The organism is Micromonospora sp. NPDC005203, assembly GCF_042872705.1.
Taxonomy (GTDB): domain Bacteria; phylum Actinomycetota; class Actinomycetes; order Mycobacteriales; family Micromonosporaceae; genus Micromonospora.
Window position 1 is genome coordinate 899,117 of sequence record NZ_JBIAKV010000001.1, and the last position, 15,525, is coordinate 914,641.

Consider the following 15,525-nt stretch of genomic DNA (forward strand, 5'->3'; position numbering starts at 1 on the left):
GCCGCTCGGGAGGGCGACCCGGCCGTCGCTCAGAGCGCGAGCGTGCCGTGCGTCGGGCCGGCGCGACGGGCGACCCGGCCGTCGCTCAGAGCGCGAGCGCGGCGCTCGCCGGGCTGCCGGGCGGCGGTGGCAACAGGGTCGACCCGAGGCCCTGGGCAGCCAGCGCGACGCGCAGTCGGTGCAGGTCGGCACCGAAGCGAACCAGGCCGATCGGGTCGACGGGTGTCGGGGCCGAGCCGAGCAGCAGGTCGGCCCCGTCCGGCCAGCCGGGCATCTCGGCGACCAGCCCGGCGCGTACCTCGGCCTCGTCGACGAGCGTGAAGACCGTGCCGGGGGCGACCACCCCGGCGACCGCGTCGATCGCCCGTCGTACCGCGCCCAGGTCGGCCGGCGTCGGGCCGGGACCATCGGCCAGGGTGGCGGCGTCGGTGAGTCCGGCGGCGCGGGCCTCGGCGGTGCCGAGCGCGAAGAGATCCTGTGCCGCGTCGCGGATCAGCGCCCGCGCGCCACCGGCGTCGTCCGGGGTGGTGGCGGCGAGATAGCCCCGCACGACCGCGACGGGGACCTGGTCGCACTTGCCCTTGATCAGCTCGCCGGCCCCGGCCAGCTCGTCCACCACGGCCATCTGGGTCAACTGAAGCTCGTTGCCGTACGGATCCACCTCGCCCCGGTGGTCGCGGATCGCCGGCATTCCGGCCACACCCAGCGCCACGTCGGTGAGCCCGTTGCGCCAGGGCCGGCCCATGGTGTCGCTGATGATCACGGCAACGTCCAGCTCGTAGCGCTCCCGCAGCGCGTCACGGAGTGCCCGTGCCGACGCGTCCGGGTCCACCGGCAGCAGCACCAGTTGGGTCTTGTCCACGTTCGACGCGTCGATCCCGGCGGAGGCCATCACGAAACCGTGCCGGGTCTGCACGATCCGGGTCGGCCCCCGGCTGGCGACCACCCGGGCGGTCTCGGCGGCCAGGATCTCGTCCCGTGCGGCCAGCCGCTCGGGACCGTCCGCCGGGACGTCGACCAGCCGCCCCTCCGACTTCGAGACGATCTTGCTGGTCACCACGAGCACGTCCCCGTTGCGCAGCCACGGCGCAGCGGTGGCGATCATCGCAGCCAGGTCGTCACCCTCGGTCACATGGCCGATGCCGAGCACCGGCAGGATCTCCAGCCTCACGTCAACTCCACCGCGGCGCGGACCATGGCCACCGTCGCCGCCTCGTCGGTCATCCGCAGCGGTATCGCGCGGACCGTCACCCCCGGCACCACCGTGCCGGCGTCCTCGTCGGCCACCAACCAGCCGTCCAGCACGCCGCCGTCCGACCGGCCCCCGTAGAGGCGGCCTACCCCGGCGGCGCTGCACTCGACACCCAGCACAGCGAGGCAGCGGTCGGCCATCCCCCGCACCGGAGCACCGCCGATGATCGGCGAGACACCCACCACCGGCGCCGGGCCGTCCGCCACCGCCTCCCGCAGCCCGGGTACGGCCAGCACCGGCGCGACGCTCACCACCGGGTTGCTGGGGGCGACCAACACCAGGTCGGCCGACCCGATCGCGTCCAGCACCCCGGGTGCCGGCTTCGCCGTCTCCGCACCGACGAAGACGAAGCGATGGGTACGGATGTCGGCCCGGTGTCGTACCCACCACTCCTGGAAGTGGATCGCCCGCTGCCCCTGCTCGTCCTCCGCGGCGTTGGCGCTGTTCGCGGGTGCGGGGCTCGCAAGCTCACTCCTCCCGCTCACGACAGCGTGGGTCTCCAGGCGGTCGTCGGTCGCCGGCAGTAGACGCACGCCCGGCTGCCAACGGGTGGACAGCGCCTCGGTGACCGCGCTCAACGGGTAACCGCCGTTGAGCATGGTGGTGCGCACCAGGTGGGTGGCGATGTCCTTGTCGCCGAGACCGAACCAGTCCGGCTGTGCCCCGTACGCGGCCAGTTCGCCCTTGACCGTCCAACTCTCGCCGACCCGACCCCAGCCCCGCTCCGGGTCCGCGCCGCCGCCGAGGGTGTACATGACGCTGTCCAGGTCGGGGCAGATCTTCAACCCGTGTAGCCACAGGTCGTCGCCGACATTGACCACGGCGGTCACCTCCGCGCCGACGTCGCGGGCGTACGCCCGGACGCCGAGCAGGAACCGGGCGCCGCCGATGCCGCCGGCCAGAACCACGATGTGCATGACGACCATCCTCGCGCACGTGATGCCTCCGATCCGTCGGTGGCCCACGAGACTAGGCTCACGTGCGCCCTGTCCGCTCATGCCCCGAGGGGGAGCTCGTGACCAGCCCCGCTGAGCCCGCGTCCGCCGACGCGGCGCAGGCCCGTCAGCTGACCAAGCCACTACGCGAACTCGCCGCGCTCGCGTTGCTCGGCGCCAACGCTGTGTTCCTCTTCGTGGGTCTGCTCCGGTGGATCGCCCCGGACGGCTCCTTCACCGATCGTTCGGGCAGTGCCTCCGAGACGTTCGTCGGGCTGGCGGCGGTGGCTCTCCCGCTGTTGGCCGTGCTGCTGGCCACGCACATCTCACCGGTGGTGCCGAAGGCCAAGCTGATCACGCAGGTGGCCCTCGGCGAGTACGGGGTCAGCGCGATCTTCGGCACGCTGACCCTGCTGATCTGGACGGTGGGCCAGTTGGTCGAGGCCGAGGTGCTCGACGCGCTCCTCGGTGTGCTCACCCGGATCGCCTGGATGGTGATCTTCGCGGTCGCCGCCTGGGTCGTCTACACCATCTGGCGTGCCCACTACTACGTGCCGCGGCCCAAGCCGCAGCCGGGCGTCTACGGTCAACCGCAGCAGCCGGGTTGGCCGCAGCAGCAGGGTGGTTGGCCGACCCCGGGGCAGCCCGGTGGCCAGCCGCAGGGCGGGTGGCCCGCTCCCGGCCAGCCCGGCGGGTACCCGGCGGATCAGTACGGCGGCCAGTACGCCCAGCCGTCCCCGCCGTTCCAGGCCCCGCAGTCGGCCCCGCCACAACCGCAGTCCGCGCCGCCGGCCCACCCTGCCCCGCAGTCCGCGCCGCCCGCGTCGCCGTTCGGGCAGCCGCCGTCCGCCGACCCGACGCAGGCCATTCCGCGTCAGTCCGTCGAGCCGCCGTCCGCCGACCCGACGCAGGCCATTCCGCGTCGGTCCGTCGAGCCGCCGTCCGCCGACCCGACGCAGGCCATTCCGCGTCAGTCCGTCGACCCGGCGTCGGCCGACCCGACGCAGGCGGTTGCCCGCCCGGTCGATCCGGACGCGGACCGTACCCAGCAGATCAAGCCCGGTGAGCATCCGGACCAGCCGCGCTGAGTCTGGCTCCGGCAACGGCTCTCTGATCACCAGGCGCCTGCGGCGAGGTGTTCGGGTTCGCCTTTGCTCTGCTTCAACGGAGGCACCACCCCGTGTCCGGATATCGGACGCGACCTGGTGCGTGGGTTGAAGCAGAGCAAAGGTGGCGAGACAGGTGCCGGCCGCCCTGCCCACCTTCGGGTCACGCGTACGGGCGTTCGGGGGCGGGGGCGGGGCCGCCGTGCCCTTTCCCACGGTGCGGGCCGGGACTGGCCGGGCCGGCTCGCGCTGCGCATAGGCTGAGCGGATGGTTGATCGCACCCAATCCGGCCCGAGTGACGCTAGCGTGCGACGTGCCCTGGGCCGGGCCGCGACCGGGCGGGCGCTTGACGTCGACGAGGCGACCGCCCTGCTGTCGGCCCGGGGGGACGCCCTCGACGAGTTGCTCCGGGTGGCCGGTGGGATCCGCGACGCCGGGCTGCGTGACGCTGGGCGGCCGGGCGTGGTCACGTACTCGAAGAAGGTCTTCATCCCGTTGACCCGGCTGTGCCGGGACCGCTGCCACTACTGCACGTTCGCCACCGTGCCGCACCGGCTGCCGGCGCCGTTCCTGGATCGGGACGAGGTGCTCGCCATCGCGCGGGCCGGTGCCGAGCAGGGTTGCAAAGAGGCCCTCTTCACGCTCGGTGACCGGCCGGAGGAGCGCTGGCCGGCGGCCCGGAGCTGGCTCGACGAGCGCGGCTACGACTCCACACTTGACTACCTGCGGGCCTGTGCGGTGGCCGTGTTGGAGGAGACCGGCCTGCTGCCGCACCTCAACCCCGGGGTGCTGTCCTGGTCGGAGCTGCAACGACTCAAGCCGGTCGCCCCGAGCATGGGCATGATGCTGGAGACCACCGCGACCCGCCTCTGGTCCGAGCCGGGCGGCCCGCACTACGGCTCACCGGACAAGGAGCCGGCGGTCCGGCTCCGCGTGCTCGACGACGCCGGCCGGGTCGGAGTGCCGTTCACCACCGGCATCCTCATCGGCATCGGGGAGACCCCGGCCGAGCGGGTCGACGCGCTCTTCGCGATCCGTCGCGCCCACCGGGAGTACGGCCACCTCCAAGAGGTGATCGTGCAGAATTTCCGCGCCAAGCCGGACACGGCGATGCGCGGCATGCCCGACGCGGAACTGCACGACCTGGCCGCCACGGTGGCGGTGGCCCGGCTGCTGCTCGGCCCGAAGGCCCGGATCCAGGCCCCGCCGAACCTCATCGCCGGTGAGTACGACCTGCTGCTGCGCGCCGGCATCGACGACTGGGGCGGTGTCTCGCCGCTCACCCCCGACCACGTCAACCCGGAACGCCCGTGGCCGCAGATCGAGGAGCTGGCCCGGCACACCGAGCTGGCCGGGTTCACGCTGCGGGAGCGGCTGACGATCTACCCGGAGTACGTGCGCGCCGGTGACCCGTGGCTCGACCCGCGGCTGCTGCCGCACGTGGACGCGCTCGCCGATCCGGCGACCGGCATGGCGGTGGAGTCGGCCATGCCGCAGGGCCACCCCTGGCAGGAGCCGGAGGAGGTGTTCGGCGGGCGGGTCGACCTGCACGCCACCATCGACACCACCGGCCGTTCCGAGGACCGGCGCGGCGACTTCGACAGCGTCTACGGCGACTGGTCCGAGGTCGCCGGGAAGGTCACCCCGGAGGCGACGGCGCGGCGTGCGGGCGTACCCCCGGTGGCGGCCGGGAGCGGCGCGGACCGTGACCTGGCGGCCGGGCTCAAGCTCGCCGCCGACGACCCGGCGGCGCTGCTCGACCCCCGGCACACCGACGTCGCGCTGGCGCTGTTCGGGGCGGACGGTCCGGCGCTCGACGCGTTGTGCCGGCTCGCCGACGACGTCCGGCGCGACGCCGTCGGCGACGACGTCACCTACGTGGTCAACCGCAACATCAACTTCAGCAACGTCTGCTACGTGGGCTGCCGGTTCTGTGCTTTCGCCCAGCGTGAGCGGGACGCCGACGCGTACCGGCTCTCCGTCGACCAGGTCGCCGACCGGGCCGAGCAGGCGTGGGCGGCCGGGGCCAGCGAGGTGTGCCTCCAGGGTGGCATCGACCCGAAGATGCCGGTCACCGGGTACGCCGACATCGTGCGCGCGATCAAGGCCCGGGTGCCGGACATGCACGTGCACGCGTTCTCGCCCATGGAGATCGTCACCGCTGCCGCGAAGGCGGGTGTGCCGGTGCGCGAGTGGTTGACGCAGCTGCGCGAGGCCGGGCTGGACACCATCCCCGGCACCGCCGCGGAGATCCTCGACGACGACGTCCGCTGGGTGTTGACCAAGGGCAAACTCCCGGCCGCCGCCTGGGTCGACGTGGTAGGCACCGCCCATGAGCTGGGCATCCGGTCCAGCTCCACAATGATGTACGGCCACGTCGACCACCCCGGGCAGTGGTTGGCGCACTTTCGGGTGCTGGCCGGCGTGCAGGACCGTACCGGCGGGTTCACCGAGTTCGTGGCCCTGCCGTTCGTGCACACCAATGCTCCGATCTATCTGGCGGGAATCGCCCGACCGGGGCCGACCTGGCGGGAGAACCGGGTGGTGCACGCCATGTCCCGGTTGCTGCTGCACGGGCGGATCGACAACATCCAGTGCTCCTGGGTGAAGCTCGGTGACGAGGGCACCGCCGCGATGCTCCAGGGCGGCTGCAACGACCTCGGCGGCACGCTGATGGAGGAGACCATCTCCCGGATGGCCGGCTCCGACAACGGGTCGGCGCGTACCGAGGAGCAGTTGCGGGCCATCGCGACGGCGGCCGGTCGGCCGGCGCGCAAGCGGTCGACTGCGTACGGTCACGCCCGACCCTGACGTCGAACCTTTCCCCGCCATCGGCCGTACCACGCGGCATGACCAGTGATCAGCGGAAGCGGCAGTGGCCGCGACTGACCCGCCGGCAGACGTTGACCGCCGCGGCCACCGCCACCCTCGGTGCCGCCGCGCTCACCGTGCCCGGCCTGTCGGCCGCGCAGAACGCCCCCGGCGCGGCTGGACGTGCCGACGAGCCGATCGTCGTGCACCTGCGCGACGCCGCCTCCGGAACGATGGACGTCTTCGTCGGTGAGACGCGGATCGAGGTACGTGACCGCGGCCTGGCGGACCGGCTGCGGCGCGCCGCCCGGCGCTGACCCGGCACTGCGCACTGCCATCCTGTCCCCGCCCAGTGAGGTTGGTCCGCCATGTCTTCCCACCGCGAGGCCCCGGAGATAGCCAAGGATCCGGTCGCCGACAGCTCCGACCTGTACGCGTTCGTCAGCCCCGACAAGCCCGACACGGTGACGCTGATCGCCAACTACGTTCCGTTGCAGCTGCCCTCGGGGGGCCCGAACTTCTTCGAGTTCGGTGACGATGTGCGCTACGAGATCCATATCGACAACGACGGCGACGGTCGTCCGGATGTCACCTACCGGTTCGAATTCACCACCGAGATCACCAATCCGAACAGCTTTCTCTACAACACCGGCACCATCGAGTCGCTGGACAGCAAGAACTGGAACCGGCGGCAGTTCTACAGCCTGACCCGGGTGACCGACGGCCGGGAGCACCGGTTGGCGCACAAGCTGCCCTGCCCGCCGTGCAACGTCGGCCCGCTGTCCACCCCGAAGTACGCCGAGCTTGTGCGGCAGGCCACCTACTCGCTCTCCACCGGCGAGCGGGTCTTCGCCGGGCAGCGCGCGGACGGCTTCTTCGTCGACCTGGGTGCGATCTTCGACCTCGGCACGTTGCGGCCGTTCCAGCAGCTGCACGTCGCCGGGAAGAAGATTTTCAAGGCCGAGGGGGAGCCGGTCAACGCGACCGACCGGATGAACGTGCACAGCATCGCCGTGCAGGTGCCACTGAAGCAGGTGCGTCGCCGAGCCAACCGCTACGGCGCCGGTGACGCGGCGTCGGTGATCGGGGTGTGGACGTCGGCGTCGCGCCGGCAGGTGCGGGTGCTCGGTGACCGGGGCGGTGCGGACACCGCCACCGGGCCGTTCACCCAGGTCTCCCGGCTGGGCAATCCGTTGTTCAACGAGGTCATCGTGCCGATGTCCAAGAAGGACCTGTGGAACTCGCTGCCACCGTCGGAGGACAAGCGGTTCACGCGGTTCGTCGAGCAGCCGGAGCTGGCCGCTCTGCTGCCGGCGCTCTACCCGGACGTGTTCCCGAATCTGGACCGGCTCACCAAGGCAAAGAAGGCCCGTGCGGACCTGGTGGCGATCCTGCTCACCGGCGTACCGGCCGGGCTGATCGACGGTTTCACGAACGCCACCGGCGACGTGCAGGCCGACATGCTGCGGCTGAACACCGCGATCCCGCCGACCCGGCAGCCCGACCGGTTCGGTGTGCTCGGTAATGACCTGGCCGGATACCCGAACGGGCGGCGAGTCGGCGACGACGTGGTCAGCATCGCGCTGCGGGCGATCGCCGGGGTCACCGTCCCGCTGGTGGACAAGACGTTCCAACCGGACGCGGCGGCCGCCGCGGTCACCCCGGGGTTGAGCGCCGCCGACGTGACCGCGCCGTTCCTCGCAAACTTCCCCTACCTGGGTACTCCGTACGACGGGTTCAACAACCCGCCGGCGGCGTCCTGACCGGCGGGGGGAGGGGATGCACGAGCACGCGTACGGGCCGTCGGAGACGGGGAGCGTCGTCCTCGATCTGGGTGGCGACACCGGTGCCCTGATCGTCTACACGGGCCGGGATCTGCACGGCCGGGAGATCGAGATCAGCCGGGACGACGATCGTCGGGTCCACTCTGCCGTGCGGGAGCGCCGGGTGCAGGACGGCTCGTTCCACAGTGCGGTCTATCCGGATCTGCCCGGCGGGATTTATACCGTCTGGTGGGACGAGAGTACGCCGGCGGGCTCAGTTTCTGTCCACGGTGGAGGTATCGCCGAATTCGTGTTGCCTACCAGCGGTTTCGGGGTCGCCAGCTGACCGTTTGGCACCGTTGATGCACCGCGCCCCGTCCACATTGTGGGCGGGGCGTACGTGCTGTCTCCAGCTCGACGGGCGGTCTGCGCCGCGCCGCGTTAACCTGTCCCCCACCAAGATCAGCTTTGCGGGTGTGGACGTCCGGCACTGCCCCGGCGGCGTCTCGTCGGGGGAGCGCCACGGGAGAAAAGTCGGGCAACTCGCCGGAGAGGGCGTTACTCGGCCGGGGTCTGAATCGATAGGGCAGGTTGCGAGGCTGGACGGCCCGAGTGGTCGTCCGGGGGTGTCGGGAGGGCGACTCCATTATCAAGTTTGGCTTGACGGCGCACGCATTACACGCGTGTAATTTGAATGGGGTTGTTCGCACGGAACGCAACAAAACGGGACCGGACGGACAAGCACGCCTTTCGCGTGGGGGGTTGCAGCGGCGATGACGCCGGTGCGCGACAAGGAGGCATTTGATGGACGGCCAGCTTGAGGTGGCCGACCTGCTCGGAAACGCGCCGGAGTGGCAGGAGCGGGCATTGTGCTCGCAGACCGACCCCGAAGCGTTCTTCCCCGAGAAGGGCGGCTCAACCCGCGAGGCGAAGCGGATCTGCTCGCGGTGTGAGGTCAAGACCGAATGCCTCGAATACGCTCTCGGTCACGACGAGCGGTTCGGCATCTGGGGTGGGCTCTCCGAGCGGGAGCGGCGCAAGTTGAAGCGGCGGGCCGCCTGAGCGGTGCGAGGTCGAGGCGGTGGGGGCCGCCCGACTCTTGCGCGTTCTGGGGCTGCGTGTGCCGCCGGTGCGGCTGCGTGGCCGGCGTCTGAGTGGTGGCTCAGGTCAGCTCGTCGGGGTCGACCCCGAGCAGGTTAGCCACCTGTTCGATGATCACGTCATGCACGAGGTCGGCGAGGTCCTCGCGGTCCATCGCCCGGAACTCCAGAGGCCGCCGGTACAGCACGATCCGCGGCGGCACCTCCTGTCGGCCCGGTCGGCCGGGCAGCAGCCGGGCCAGCGGGACCTCGCCATCCTCCAGCACATCGGAGTCGTACACGTTCAGGTCCGGCGGGACGTCCTCGACCGCGAACTCGACCCCGGCCAGTTCCTTGGCGAACCGACGCTCCAGCGTCTCCACGGTGTCCAGGACCAGGTCGTCGAAGACCTCGGCCTTGGTCCGCGCCAGTGGCACGGTGGCCGGCACCAACCGCCCGCGCAGGCCACGACCGTGCCGGTCACGGTGCACACGCCGGCCGGGGCCGGGGCGGCGGTGTTCCGGGCTCGTCATGACGCAAAGGGTAGCGCCCGCGCCGGGCTGGCCAGCGGCACCGCCGCTCCCGTGGCGCGGCGCGCCCAGAACGGCGAACTGTGATCACCGTGACGGGCGTGTCGCAACGCGAAGCGATGCGCCGGACCCGGTAATGGAGATACCCTGCCGCACGTGAGGTCACCACGGCGCTGCTCCCGTAACGGCTGCCCCCGGCAAGCGGTCGCCACATTGACCTATGTCTACAACGACTCGACAGCGGTGGTGGGGCCGCTGGCGGCGTTCGCCGAGCCGCACACGTACGACCTGTGCGAGCCGCATGCCCGCAGCCTGACAGCACCGCGTGGCTGGGACGTGGTCCGGCACGAGGGCGCATTCGAGCCGCCGCCGCCCACCACCGACGACCTGGTGGCCCTGGCCGAGGCGGTCCGCGAAGCCGCCCGCCCGGCCCCCCGCCCCCCGGAGCCCGACCAGAACCGCCCCGAGCACCCCCACCAAACCGGCCGCCGAGGCCACCTCCGAGTAATCCCCCCCAACCACTAACTCAGCCCGGGTCCCCTGCGGGCCCGCCCGCTTCGGTGTTGACCAAGAGGTTTGCGTCAAGAACGCGCCGGTTGATGACGTAAACCTCTTGATCAACCAGTGAGGTGGGGTGGGGTGGTGGGCCCCCGATGCTCCGCCGGTGCTGCCGGTTTGTCATCGTGTCAGTCGTCCACGGCACCGACCCTGAGGAAAACTGATGCGTGTCCCCCTCCGGCCCCTCTCCCGGCGTGGACTGCTCACCGGCGCTCTCGGTTCGGCCGCCCTGGTCGCCGCAGGTGGCGGCCTTGCCGGCTGCGGCACCAAGGGCGCCCAACAGACCGAGGCTGGTTGCGTCAGCGACGACCTCTCCGGCATCGAGCGGAAGCTCACGTTCTCCAACTGGCCGCAGTACCTGGACGTGGATGAGCAGGACGAGTCCAAGCGACCCAGTCTGGACGAGTTCGTCCGGAAGACCGGTATCCAGGTCACCTACACCGAGGACATCAACGACAACAACGAGTTCTTCGGCAAGGTGCGGCAGCAGCTCACCGCCTGCCAGAGTACCGACCGGGACATCATCGTGCTGAGCGACTGGATGGCGGCCCGGATGAGCCGGCTCGGCTGGATCCAGAAACTCGACCCGGCGAACATTCCGAACGTGCGGGCCAACCTGCTCCCGCCGCTGCTCAACCGCTCCTTCGACACCGACAACCAGCTTTCCATCCCGTGGCAGTCCGGCCTCGCCGGGTTGGCGTACAACGAAAAGGTCACCAAGGAGCTGCGTACGGTCGACGAGCTGCTGACCCGCCCCGACCTCAAGGGCCGGGTGACCGCGCTCAGCGAGATGCGCGACACCATGGGCCTGCTGCTCGGCGCGGGCGGGCACGACCCGTCGAACTTCACCACCGCCCAGTTCGACGACGCGCTCCACCAACTCAAGAAGGCCGTCGACTCGGGGCAGATCCGGCGGTTCACCGGCAACGACTACGCACCCGACCTCGCCAAGGGCGACATCGCCGCCTGCATCGGCTGGTCCGGGGACGTCATCCAACTCTCCGCCACTGACGAGAGGGTGCGGTTCGTCGCGCCCGACTCCGGGGTGATGCTCTACAGCGACAACATGATGGTGCCCAACAGGGCCACCCACAAGGCGAACGCCGAGCGGCTCATCAACTACTACTACGAGCCGGCCGTCGCCGCGAGGCTCGCCGCGTCCGTCAACTACATCTGCCCCGTCAAGGGGGCTCAGGCCGAGATGGAGAAGATCGACCCCGAGCTGGCGACCAACCCGCTGATCTTCCCGGACGAGGCTCTGCTGTCGAAGTCCACGATGTTCATGGCCCTCGACGAGAAGCAGGAGAAGGAGTACGAGGGTAAGTTCCAACAGGTCATCGGGGCGTGACGGGATGGCACGCGAGACACCCGCCGACCACCTGCGCCTGGCCAACCTCACCAAGCGGTTCGGCATTTCCACCGCGGTCGACGACCTCAGCCTGTCCATCGGGCCGGGCTCGTTCTTCGCCCTGCTCGGCCCGTCCGGCTGCGGCAAGACCACCACGCTGCGGATGATCGCCGGGCTGGAGGAACCGACGAGCGGCCAGGTGCTGCTCGGTGACCGGGACGTCACCCGGCTGCGACCGTACCGGCGGCCGATCAACACCGTCTTCCAGAGCTACGCGCTGTTCCCGCACCTCACCGTTTTCGAGAACGTGGCCTTCGGGCTGCGTCGACGCGGCATCCGCTCGGTCGACGGTGAGGTTCTGCGGATGCTGTCGCTGGTGCAGCTCGACGGCTACGGCAACCGCCGGCCGGCCCAGCTCTCCGGCGGCCAGCAGCAACGGGTCGCGCTGGCCCGGGCGCTCGTCAACCGGCCGCAGGTCCTCCTGCTCGACGAGCCGCTGGGTGCCCTGGATCTGAAGCTGCGCCGGCAGATGCAGATCGAGCTGAAGCGGATCCAGACCGAGGTGGGCATCACCTTCGTGCACGTCACCCACGACCAGGAGGAGGCCCTGACCATGGCCGACACCGTCGCGGTGATGCACGACGGACGGATCGCGCAACAGGGCACGCCGGCCGACCTCTACGAGCTTCCCGCCACCGCGTTCGTGGCGACCTTCCTCGGCCAGTCCAACCTGCTCGCCGGCGACGCCACCGGCGTCAGCGGCGGCGACGTCGCGGTGACGGCGCACGGCAGCCGCTTCTCGGTGCCCGCCGGCCGGTCCCGGTCCGACCGCGGTCCGGTCCACCTGGGGGTACGCCCGGAGAAGCTGATTCTGGTCGGCTCCGCCGACCAGGTGCCCGCTGGGCATCAGCACGTCACCGGGGTGGTCACGGACGCGTCCTATGTGGGCGTCAGCACGCAGTATCTGCTGCGGACCGGCTGGGGCGCCGAGTTGTCGGTCTTCACGGCCAACAGCGGGACCTCGACGCCGGTGGCGGTCGGCAGCACGGCCGTGGCGTACTGGGATCCGCGGCACGCGTTCCTGCTGCCCCGTGCCGCCGGGGACACCGACCGGACGTCGCCGGTGCGCGACGAGCCGGTGGGCGCGCCCTCGTGACCCGTCCGGCGCCGACCGGAGCGGGGCAGGGGTCACCGGCGGTCCGGTCCGGCCGGCGCCGCCTCCTGCCGTACCTCCTGGTGTTGCCCGGGGTGGCCTGGCTGCTCGTCTTCTTCGGTGTGCCGCTGCTGCAACTCGGTTCCGCGAGCCTCTACGACCCCGGCGGCTCGCTCTCCACCGGGTACGCGATGGCCTGGGCGTTCGGCAACTACCCGGACGTGGTGCAGGCGTACTGGCCGCAGTTCCTGCGCTCGTTCGGCTACGCCGGGCTGGCCCTGGTGCTGGCGCTGTTGCTGGGCTACCCGTTGGCGTACGCGATCGCGCAGAAGGCCGGGCGGTGGAGGAACCTGCTGCTGGTGTGCGTGGTCGCGCCGATGTTCACCAACTTCCTGGTCCGGACGCTGGCCTGGAAGACCATCCTGTCGGACAACGGCGTGCTCGTCGGTCTGCTGCGCGATGTGCACCTGCTCGCACCGCAGGGACGGCTGCTGGCCACGCCGATGGCGGTGGTGCTCGGCCTGACGTACAACTTCCTGCCGTTTCTGGTGCTGCCGCTGTACGCGAGCCTGGAGCGGCTCGACCACCGGTTGCTGGAGGCGGCCAGCGACCTGTACGCGAGCGGTGCGCAGGCGTTCCGCCGGGTGACCCTGCCGCTGTCCCGGCCCGGCCTGGTCGCCGGCACGCTGCTGTTCTTCATCCCGGCGAGCGGCGACTACATCAACGCCGAACTGCTCGGCACCCCCAACGAGTACATGATCGGCAACGTCGTCGACTCGGCGTTCCTGGTCCGGTTGGACTACCCGCAGGGCGCCGCGCTGTCGTTCCTGCTGATGGCGGCGATCCTCGCGGTGGTCGTCGGCTACCTGCGTCGGGCCGGCTTCGAGAGGCGGCTCTGGTGAGGTTCTGGCGCTGGCTGGTCGACCACTGGGTGCTGATCGTGGCGCTGCTGGTGGTCGGCTATCTCTCGTTGCCGATCCTGGTGGTGGCTGGCCTGTCGTTCAACCGCCCGTCGAGTCGGCTGTCGTACGACTTCAACGAGTTCACCCTGGACAACTGGCGGCGGCCCTGCGCCACGTCGGACATGTGTGACGCAGTGGTCCGCAGTGTGCAGATCGGCTTCCTCGCCACCGTGGCCGCCACCGTGCTGGGCACCCTGCTGGCGTTCGCGCTGGTCCGGCACCGCCTCCGCGGCCGGTCCGGCATCAACGTGCTGATCTTCCTGTCGATGGCCACCCCGGAGCTGGTGATGGGCACCTCGCTGTTGGCGCTCTTCGTGTCCGCCGGGGTGCCGCAGGGCTTCTGGACCATCGTGGTCGCGCACGTGACGTTCTGTGTGTCGTTCGTGGTGGTCACCGTGCGGGCGCGGCTGGCGGGGATGGACCGGCGGCTGGAGGAGGCCGCCATGGATCTCTACGCCAGCGAGTGGCAGACCTTCCGGAGGATCACCCTGCCCTTGCTGCTGCCCGGCATCGTGGCCGCCGCGCTGCTGGCCTTCTCGCTCAGCTTCGACGACTTCATCGTCACGAACTTCAATGCCGGCACCACTGTCACGTTCCCGATGTACGTCTGGGGCGCCGCCCAGCGGGGCATCCCGCCGCAGGTGAACGTCATCGGCACCGCGATGTTCGCGATTGCGCTCCTGCTGACCGGGCTCACGTCGCTGCGCGCCCAACGACCCGCATAACCCCACCCACCCCTCACCCCCACCCCGCACCCGCACCCCGCACCCGCACCCCGCCCCCCGCACCCCGCCCCCCGCACCCCGCCCCCCGCCCCCCGCCCCCCGCCCCCCGCCGCGATCTTGCACTTCCTGCCCCCGCATTTAGCGTCTATCGGGCATTTCGGCGACAGAAAGTGCAAGATCGCGGCGGGGTGCGGGTGGGGTGGGGGTGCGGGGTGGGGGTGGGTGGGTAGCACGGGGGTGGGGGTGGGGGTGGGTTGTCCACAGGGGCAATTGTTTTCCACAGGTGGGTGGGGGCGGGCTGACTTGGCGGCGGGCGGCAGTCAGCCTGCTTGTGTGGCAACTCAGTTGTGGCGCACCGACGGGCTCATGCAGCAGCTCACAATGAGGCGGATCCGTAGCCAGCTCGACCGCGAGGAACTGCTGCGAGTGCGCCGGGGGGTTTACGCCGACCAGCCCTGCGGCGACGATGACGAACTGCGTGCCCTGCTGCTCCGCCTGCCCGAAGGTGCCATGCTGGCCAGGCAGAGTGCCGCGCGCCGGCACGGCTTCGGTGTGCTCCGGGATGATCTGATCCACATCCAGTTGCCCGCAGAGGTGCCAAAGCCCCGTCTGCCCGGGGTCGTCGTACACCGGACGGTCCTCTCCACCCGGCCAGCCCTCGTCAAAGGGCTGCCATGCGTGCCGGCCGCCCGTTGCGCGGTCGACCTGGCGCGCGTCGTTCGGCGGCTCGACGCCCTACCGGTACTCGATGCCGCACTGCGCGCGGGCGCGGTGAGCCAGGACGACCTGCTGGCGGAGGTTTCGGGCCACGCTGCGTTGCGTGGTGTCCGGCAGGCTCGGCACCTCGTACCGCTCGCCGACAGCCGGGCGGAGTGCCGGCAGGAGAGCCAACTGCGACTGATCCTGCTCGATGCGGGCCTGCCGCCTCCCGAGCCGCAGCTATGGGTGACCGATCGCCACGGCGGCTTTCGCTACCGGCTGGATCTGGCGTATCGAGAGCGCCGGGTCGGCATCGAGTACGACGGACTGTCGCATCTGGACCGTGAACGACTCCGGTACGACCGGGAGCGGGTCAACTGGCTGGATGCGGCGGGCTGGCGAATGCGCTACTTCACCGACCGCGACCTCTACTGCCGCCCTCAATACATCAGCGCCACAATCCGTGCAGCCCTCTCGTGACCCCGCCCTCCCCGCCCTCCGCGCTCTCCGCGCTCTCCGCGCTCTCCGCGCTCTCCGCGCTCTCCGCGCTCTCCGCGCTCTCCGCGCTCTCCGCGCTCTCCGCGCTCTCCGCGCTCTCCGCGC

Annotated in this window: 15 protein-coding genes; 12 read left to right on the forward strand and 3 right to left on the reverse strand. The window is 70.8% G+C overall.

The features are described 5' to 3' along the window. Window positions 1-85: 85 nt before the first annotated feature. Window positions 86-1,171, reverse strand: a complete 1,086-nt coding sequence (locus ACFYPM_RS04370; protein ID WP_387191122.1) for a coenzyme F420-0:L-glutamate ligase — start codon at window positions 1,169-1,171, stop codon at window positions 86-88. Beyond that, a complete protein-coding gene (gene cofD, locus ACFYPM_RS04375; protein WP_387191124.1) occupies window positions 1,168-2,169 on the reverse strand; it encodes a 2-phospho-L-lactate transferase in 1,002 nt (333 codons plus the stop codon). The genes ACFYPM_RS04370 and cofD overlap by 4 nt, the downstream gene beginning before the upstream one ends. Window positions 2,170-2,267: 98 nt before the next feature. Here cofD and ACFYPM_RS04380 point away from each other — a divergent pair, with 98 nt between their 5' ends. The 6 genes from ACFYPM_RS04380 (at window position 2,268) to ACFYPM_RS04405 (ending at window position 8,930) form a co-directional block, all read left to right on the forward strand. Further along, window positions 2,268-3,275, forward strand: a complete 1,008-nt coding sequence (locus tag ACFYPM_RS04380; protein WP_387191126.1) for a hypothetical protein — start codon at window positions 2,268-2,270, stop codon at window positions 3,273-3,275. A 286-nt stretch (window positions 3,276-3,561) separates the two neighbouring features. Continuing rightward, window positions 3,562-6,105, forward strand: a complete 2,544-nt coding sequence (locus tag ACFYPM_RS04385) for a bifunctional FO biosynthesis protein CofGH (protein WP_387191128.1) — start codon at window positions 3,562-3,564, stop codon at window positions 6,103-6,105. Window positions 6,106-6,143: 38 nt separating this feature from the next. Then, the gene (locus ACFYPM_RS04390) at window positions 6,144-6,422 is read left to right on the forward strand and encodes a hypothetical protein (protein WP_357241910.1); all 279 of its coding nucleotides are present in this window, start codon (window positions 6,144-6,146) and stop codon (window positions 6,420-6,422) included. A 51-nt stretch (window positions 6,423-6,473) separates the two neighbouring features. Further along, window positions 6,474-7,868, forward strand: coding sequence for a DUF4331 domain-containing protein (locus ACFYPM_RS04395; protein WP_387191130.1), 1,395 nt, complete (start codon window positions 6,474-6,476; stop codon window positions 7,866-7,868). A gap of 16 nt (window positions 7,869-7,884) precedes the next feature. Continuing rightward, window positions 7,885-8,214: a phospholipase gene (locus ACFYPM_RS04400; protein WP_387191132.1), complete on the forward strand. Its 330-nt coding sequence runs from the start codon at window positions 7,885-7,887 to the stop codon at window positions 8,212-8,214. A gap of 458 nt (window positions 8,215-8,672) precedes the next feature. Next, window positions 8,673-8,930: a WhiB family transcriptional regulator gene (locus ACFYPM_RS04405; protein ID WP_007455784.1), complete on the forward strand. Its 258-nt coding sequence runs from the start codon at window positions 8,673-8,675 to the stop codon at window positions 8,928-8,930. A gap of 100 nt (window positions 8,931-9,030) precedes the next feature. Here the strand turns inward: ACFYPM_RS04405 and ACFYPM_RS04410 are convergent, their stop codons facing one another. Beyond that, complete coding sequence (locus ACFYPM_RS04410) at window positions 9,031-9,480, reverse strand: metallopeptidase family protein (RefSeq protein ID WP_357241919.1); 450 nt, start codon at window positions 9,478-9,480, stop codon at window positions 9,031-9,033. A 153-nt stretch (window positions 9,481-9,633) separates the two neighbouring features. Between ACFYPM_RS04410 and ACFYPM_RS04415 the strand changes: the two genes are divergently transcribed. The 6 genes from ACFYPM_RS04415 to ACFYPM_RS04440 all read left to right on the forward strand — a co-directional run bounded on the left by ACFYPM_RS04415 (window position 9,634) and on the right by ACFYPM_RS04440 (window position 15,402). Beyond that, complete coding sequence (locus ACFYPM_RS04415; protein WP_387191134.1) at window positions 9,634-10,002, forward strand: DUF3499 domain-containing protein; 369 nt, start codon at window positions 9,634-9,636, stop codon at window positions 10,000-10,002. A gap of 196 nt (window positions 10,003-10,198) precedes the next feature. Continuing rightward, on the forward strand, window positions 10,199-11,383 hold the full coding sequence (locus ACFYPM_RS04420; protein WP_387191135.1) for a spermidine/putrescine ABC transporter substrate-binding protein: 1,185 nt from the start codon (window positions 10,199-10,201) through the stop codon (window positions 11,381-11,383). Between the two features lie 4 nt (window positions 11,384-11,387). After that, entirely contained in the window at window positions 11,388-12,539 is a 1,152-nt protein-coding gene (locus ACFYPM_RS04425) for an ABC transporter ATP-binding protein (protein ID WP_387191137.1), read from the forward strand. Then, window positions 12,536-13,438 (forward strand): ABC transporter permease, encoded by a 903-nt coding sequence (locus ACFYPM_RS04430; RefSeq protein WP_387191139.1) that lies wholly within the window; start codon window positions 12,536-12,538, stop codon window positions 13,436-13,438. Before ACFYPM_RS04425 ends, ACFYPM_RS04430 begins: the two co-directional genes overlap by 4 nt. After that, on the forward strand, window positions 13,435-14,223 hold the full coding sequence (locus tag ACFYPM_RS04435; RefSeq protein WP_387191141.1) for an ABC transporter permease: 789 nt from the start codon (window positions 13,435-13,437) through the stop codon (window positions 14,221-14,223). Before ACFYPM_RS04430 ends, ACFYPM_RS04435 begins: the two co-directional genes overlap by 4 nt. Window positions 14,224-14,556: 333 nt before the next feature. Continuing rightward, window positions 14,557-15,402, forward strand: a complete 846-nt coding sequence (locus tag ACFYPM_RS04440) for an endonuclease domain-containing protein (RefSeq protein WP_387191143.1) — start codon at window positions 14,557-14,559, stop codon at window positions 15,400-15,402. Window positions 15,403-15,525 lie beyond the last annotated feature (123 nt).

Coding starts and splice junctions, on each gene's coding strand:
- ACFYPM_RS04390 (WP_357241910.1), top strand. CDS start 6,144: ATGACCAGTGATCAGCGGAAGCGGCAGTGGCCGCGACTGACCCGCCGG.
- ACFYPM_RS04420 (WP_387191135.1), top strand. CDS start 10,199: ATGCGTGTCCCCCTCCGGCCCCTCTCCCGGCGTGGACTGCTCACCGGC.
- ACFYPM_RS04400 (WP_387191132.1), top strand. CDS start 7,885: ATGCACGAGCACGCGTACGGGCCGTCGGAGACGGGGAGCGTCGTCCTC.
- cofD (WP_387191124.1), bottom strand. CDS start 2,169: ATGCACATCGTGGTTCTGGCCGGCGGCATCGGCGGCGCCCGGTTCCTG.
- ACFYPM_RS04410 (WP_357241919.1), bottom strand. CDS start 9,480: ATGACGAGCCCGGAACACCGCCGCCCCGGCCCCGGCCGGCGTGTGCAC.
- ACFYPM_RS04385 (WP_387191128.1), top strand. CDS start 3,562: ATGGTTGATCGCACCCAATCCGGCCCGAGTGACGCTAGCGTGCGACGT.
- ACFYPM_RS04425 (WP_387191137.1), top strand. CDS start 11,388: ATGGCACGCGAGACACCCGCCGACCACCTGCGCCTGGCCAACCTCACC.
- ACFYPM_RS04405 (WP_007455784.1), top strand. CDS start 8,673: ATGGACGGCCAGCTTGAGGTGGCCGACCTGCTCGGAAACGCGCCGGAG.
- ACFYPM_RS04395 (WP_387191130.1), top strand. CDS start 6,474: ATGTCTTCCCACCGCGAGGCCCCGGAGATAGCCAAGGATCCGGTCGCC.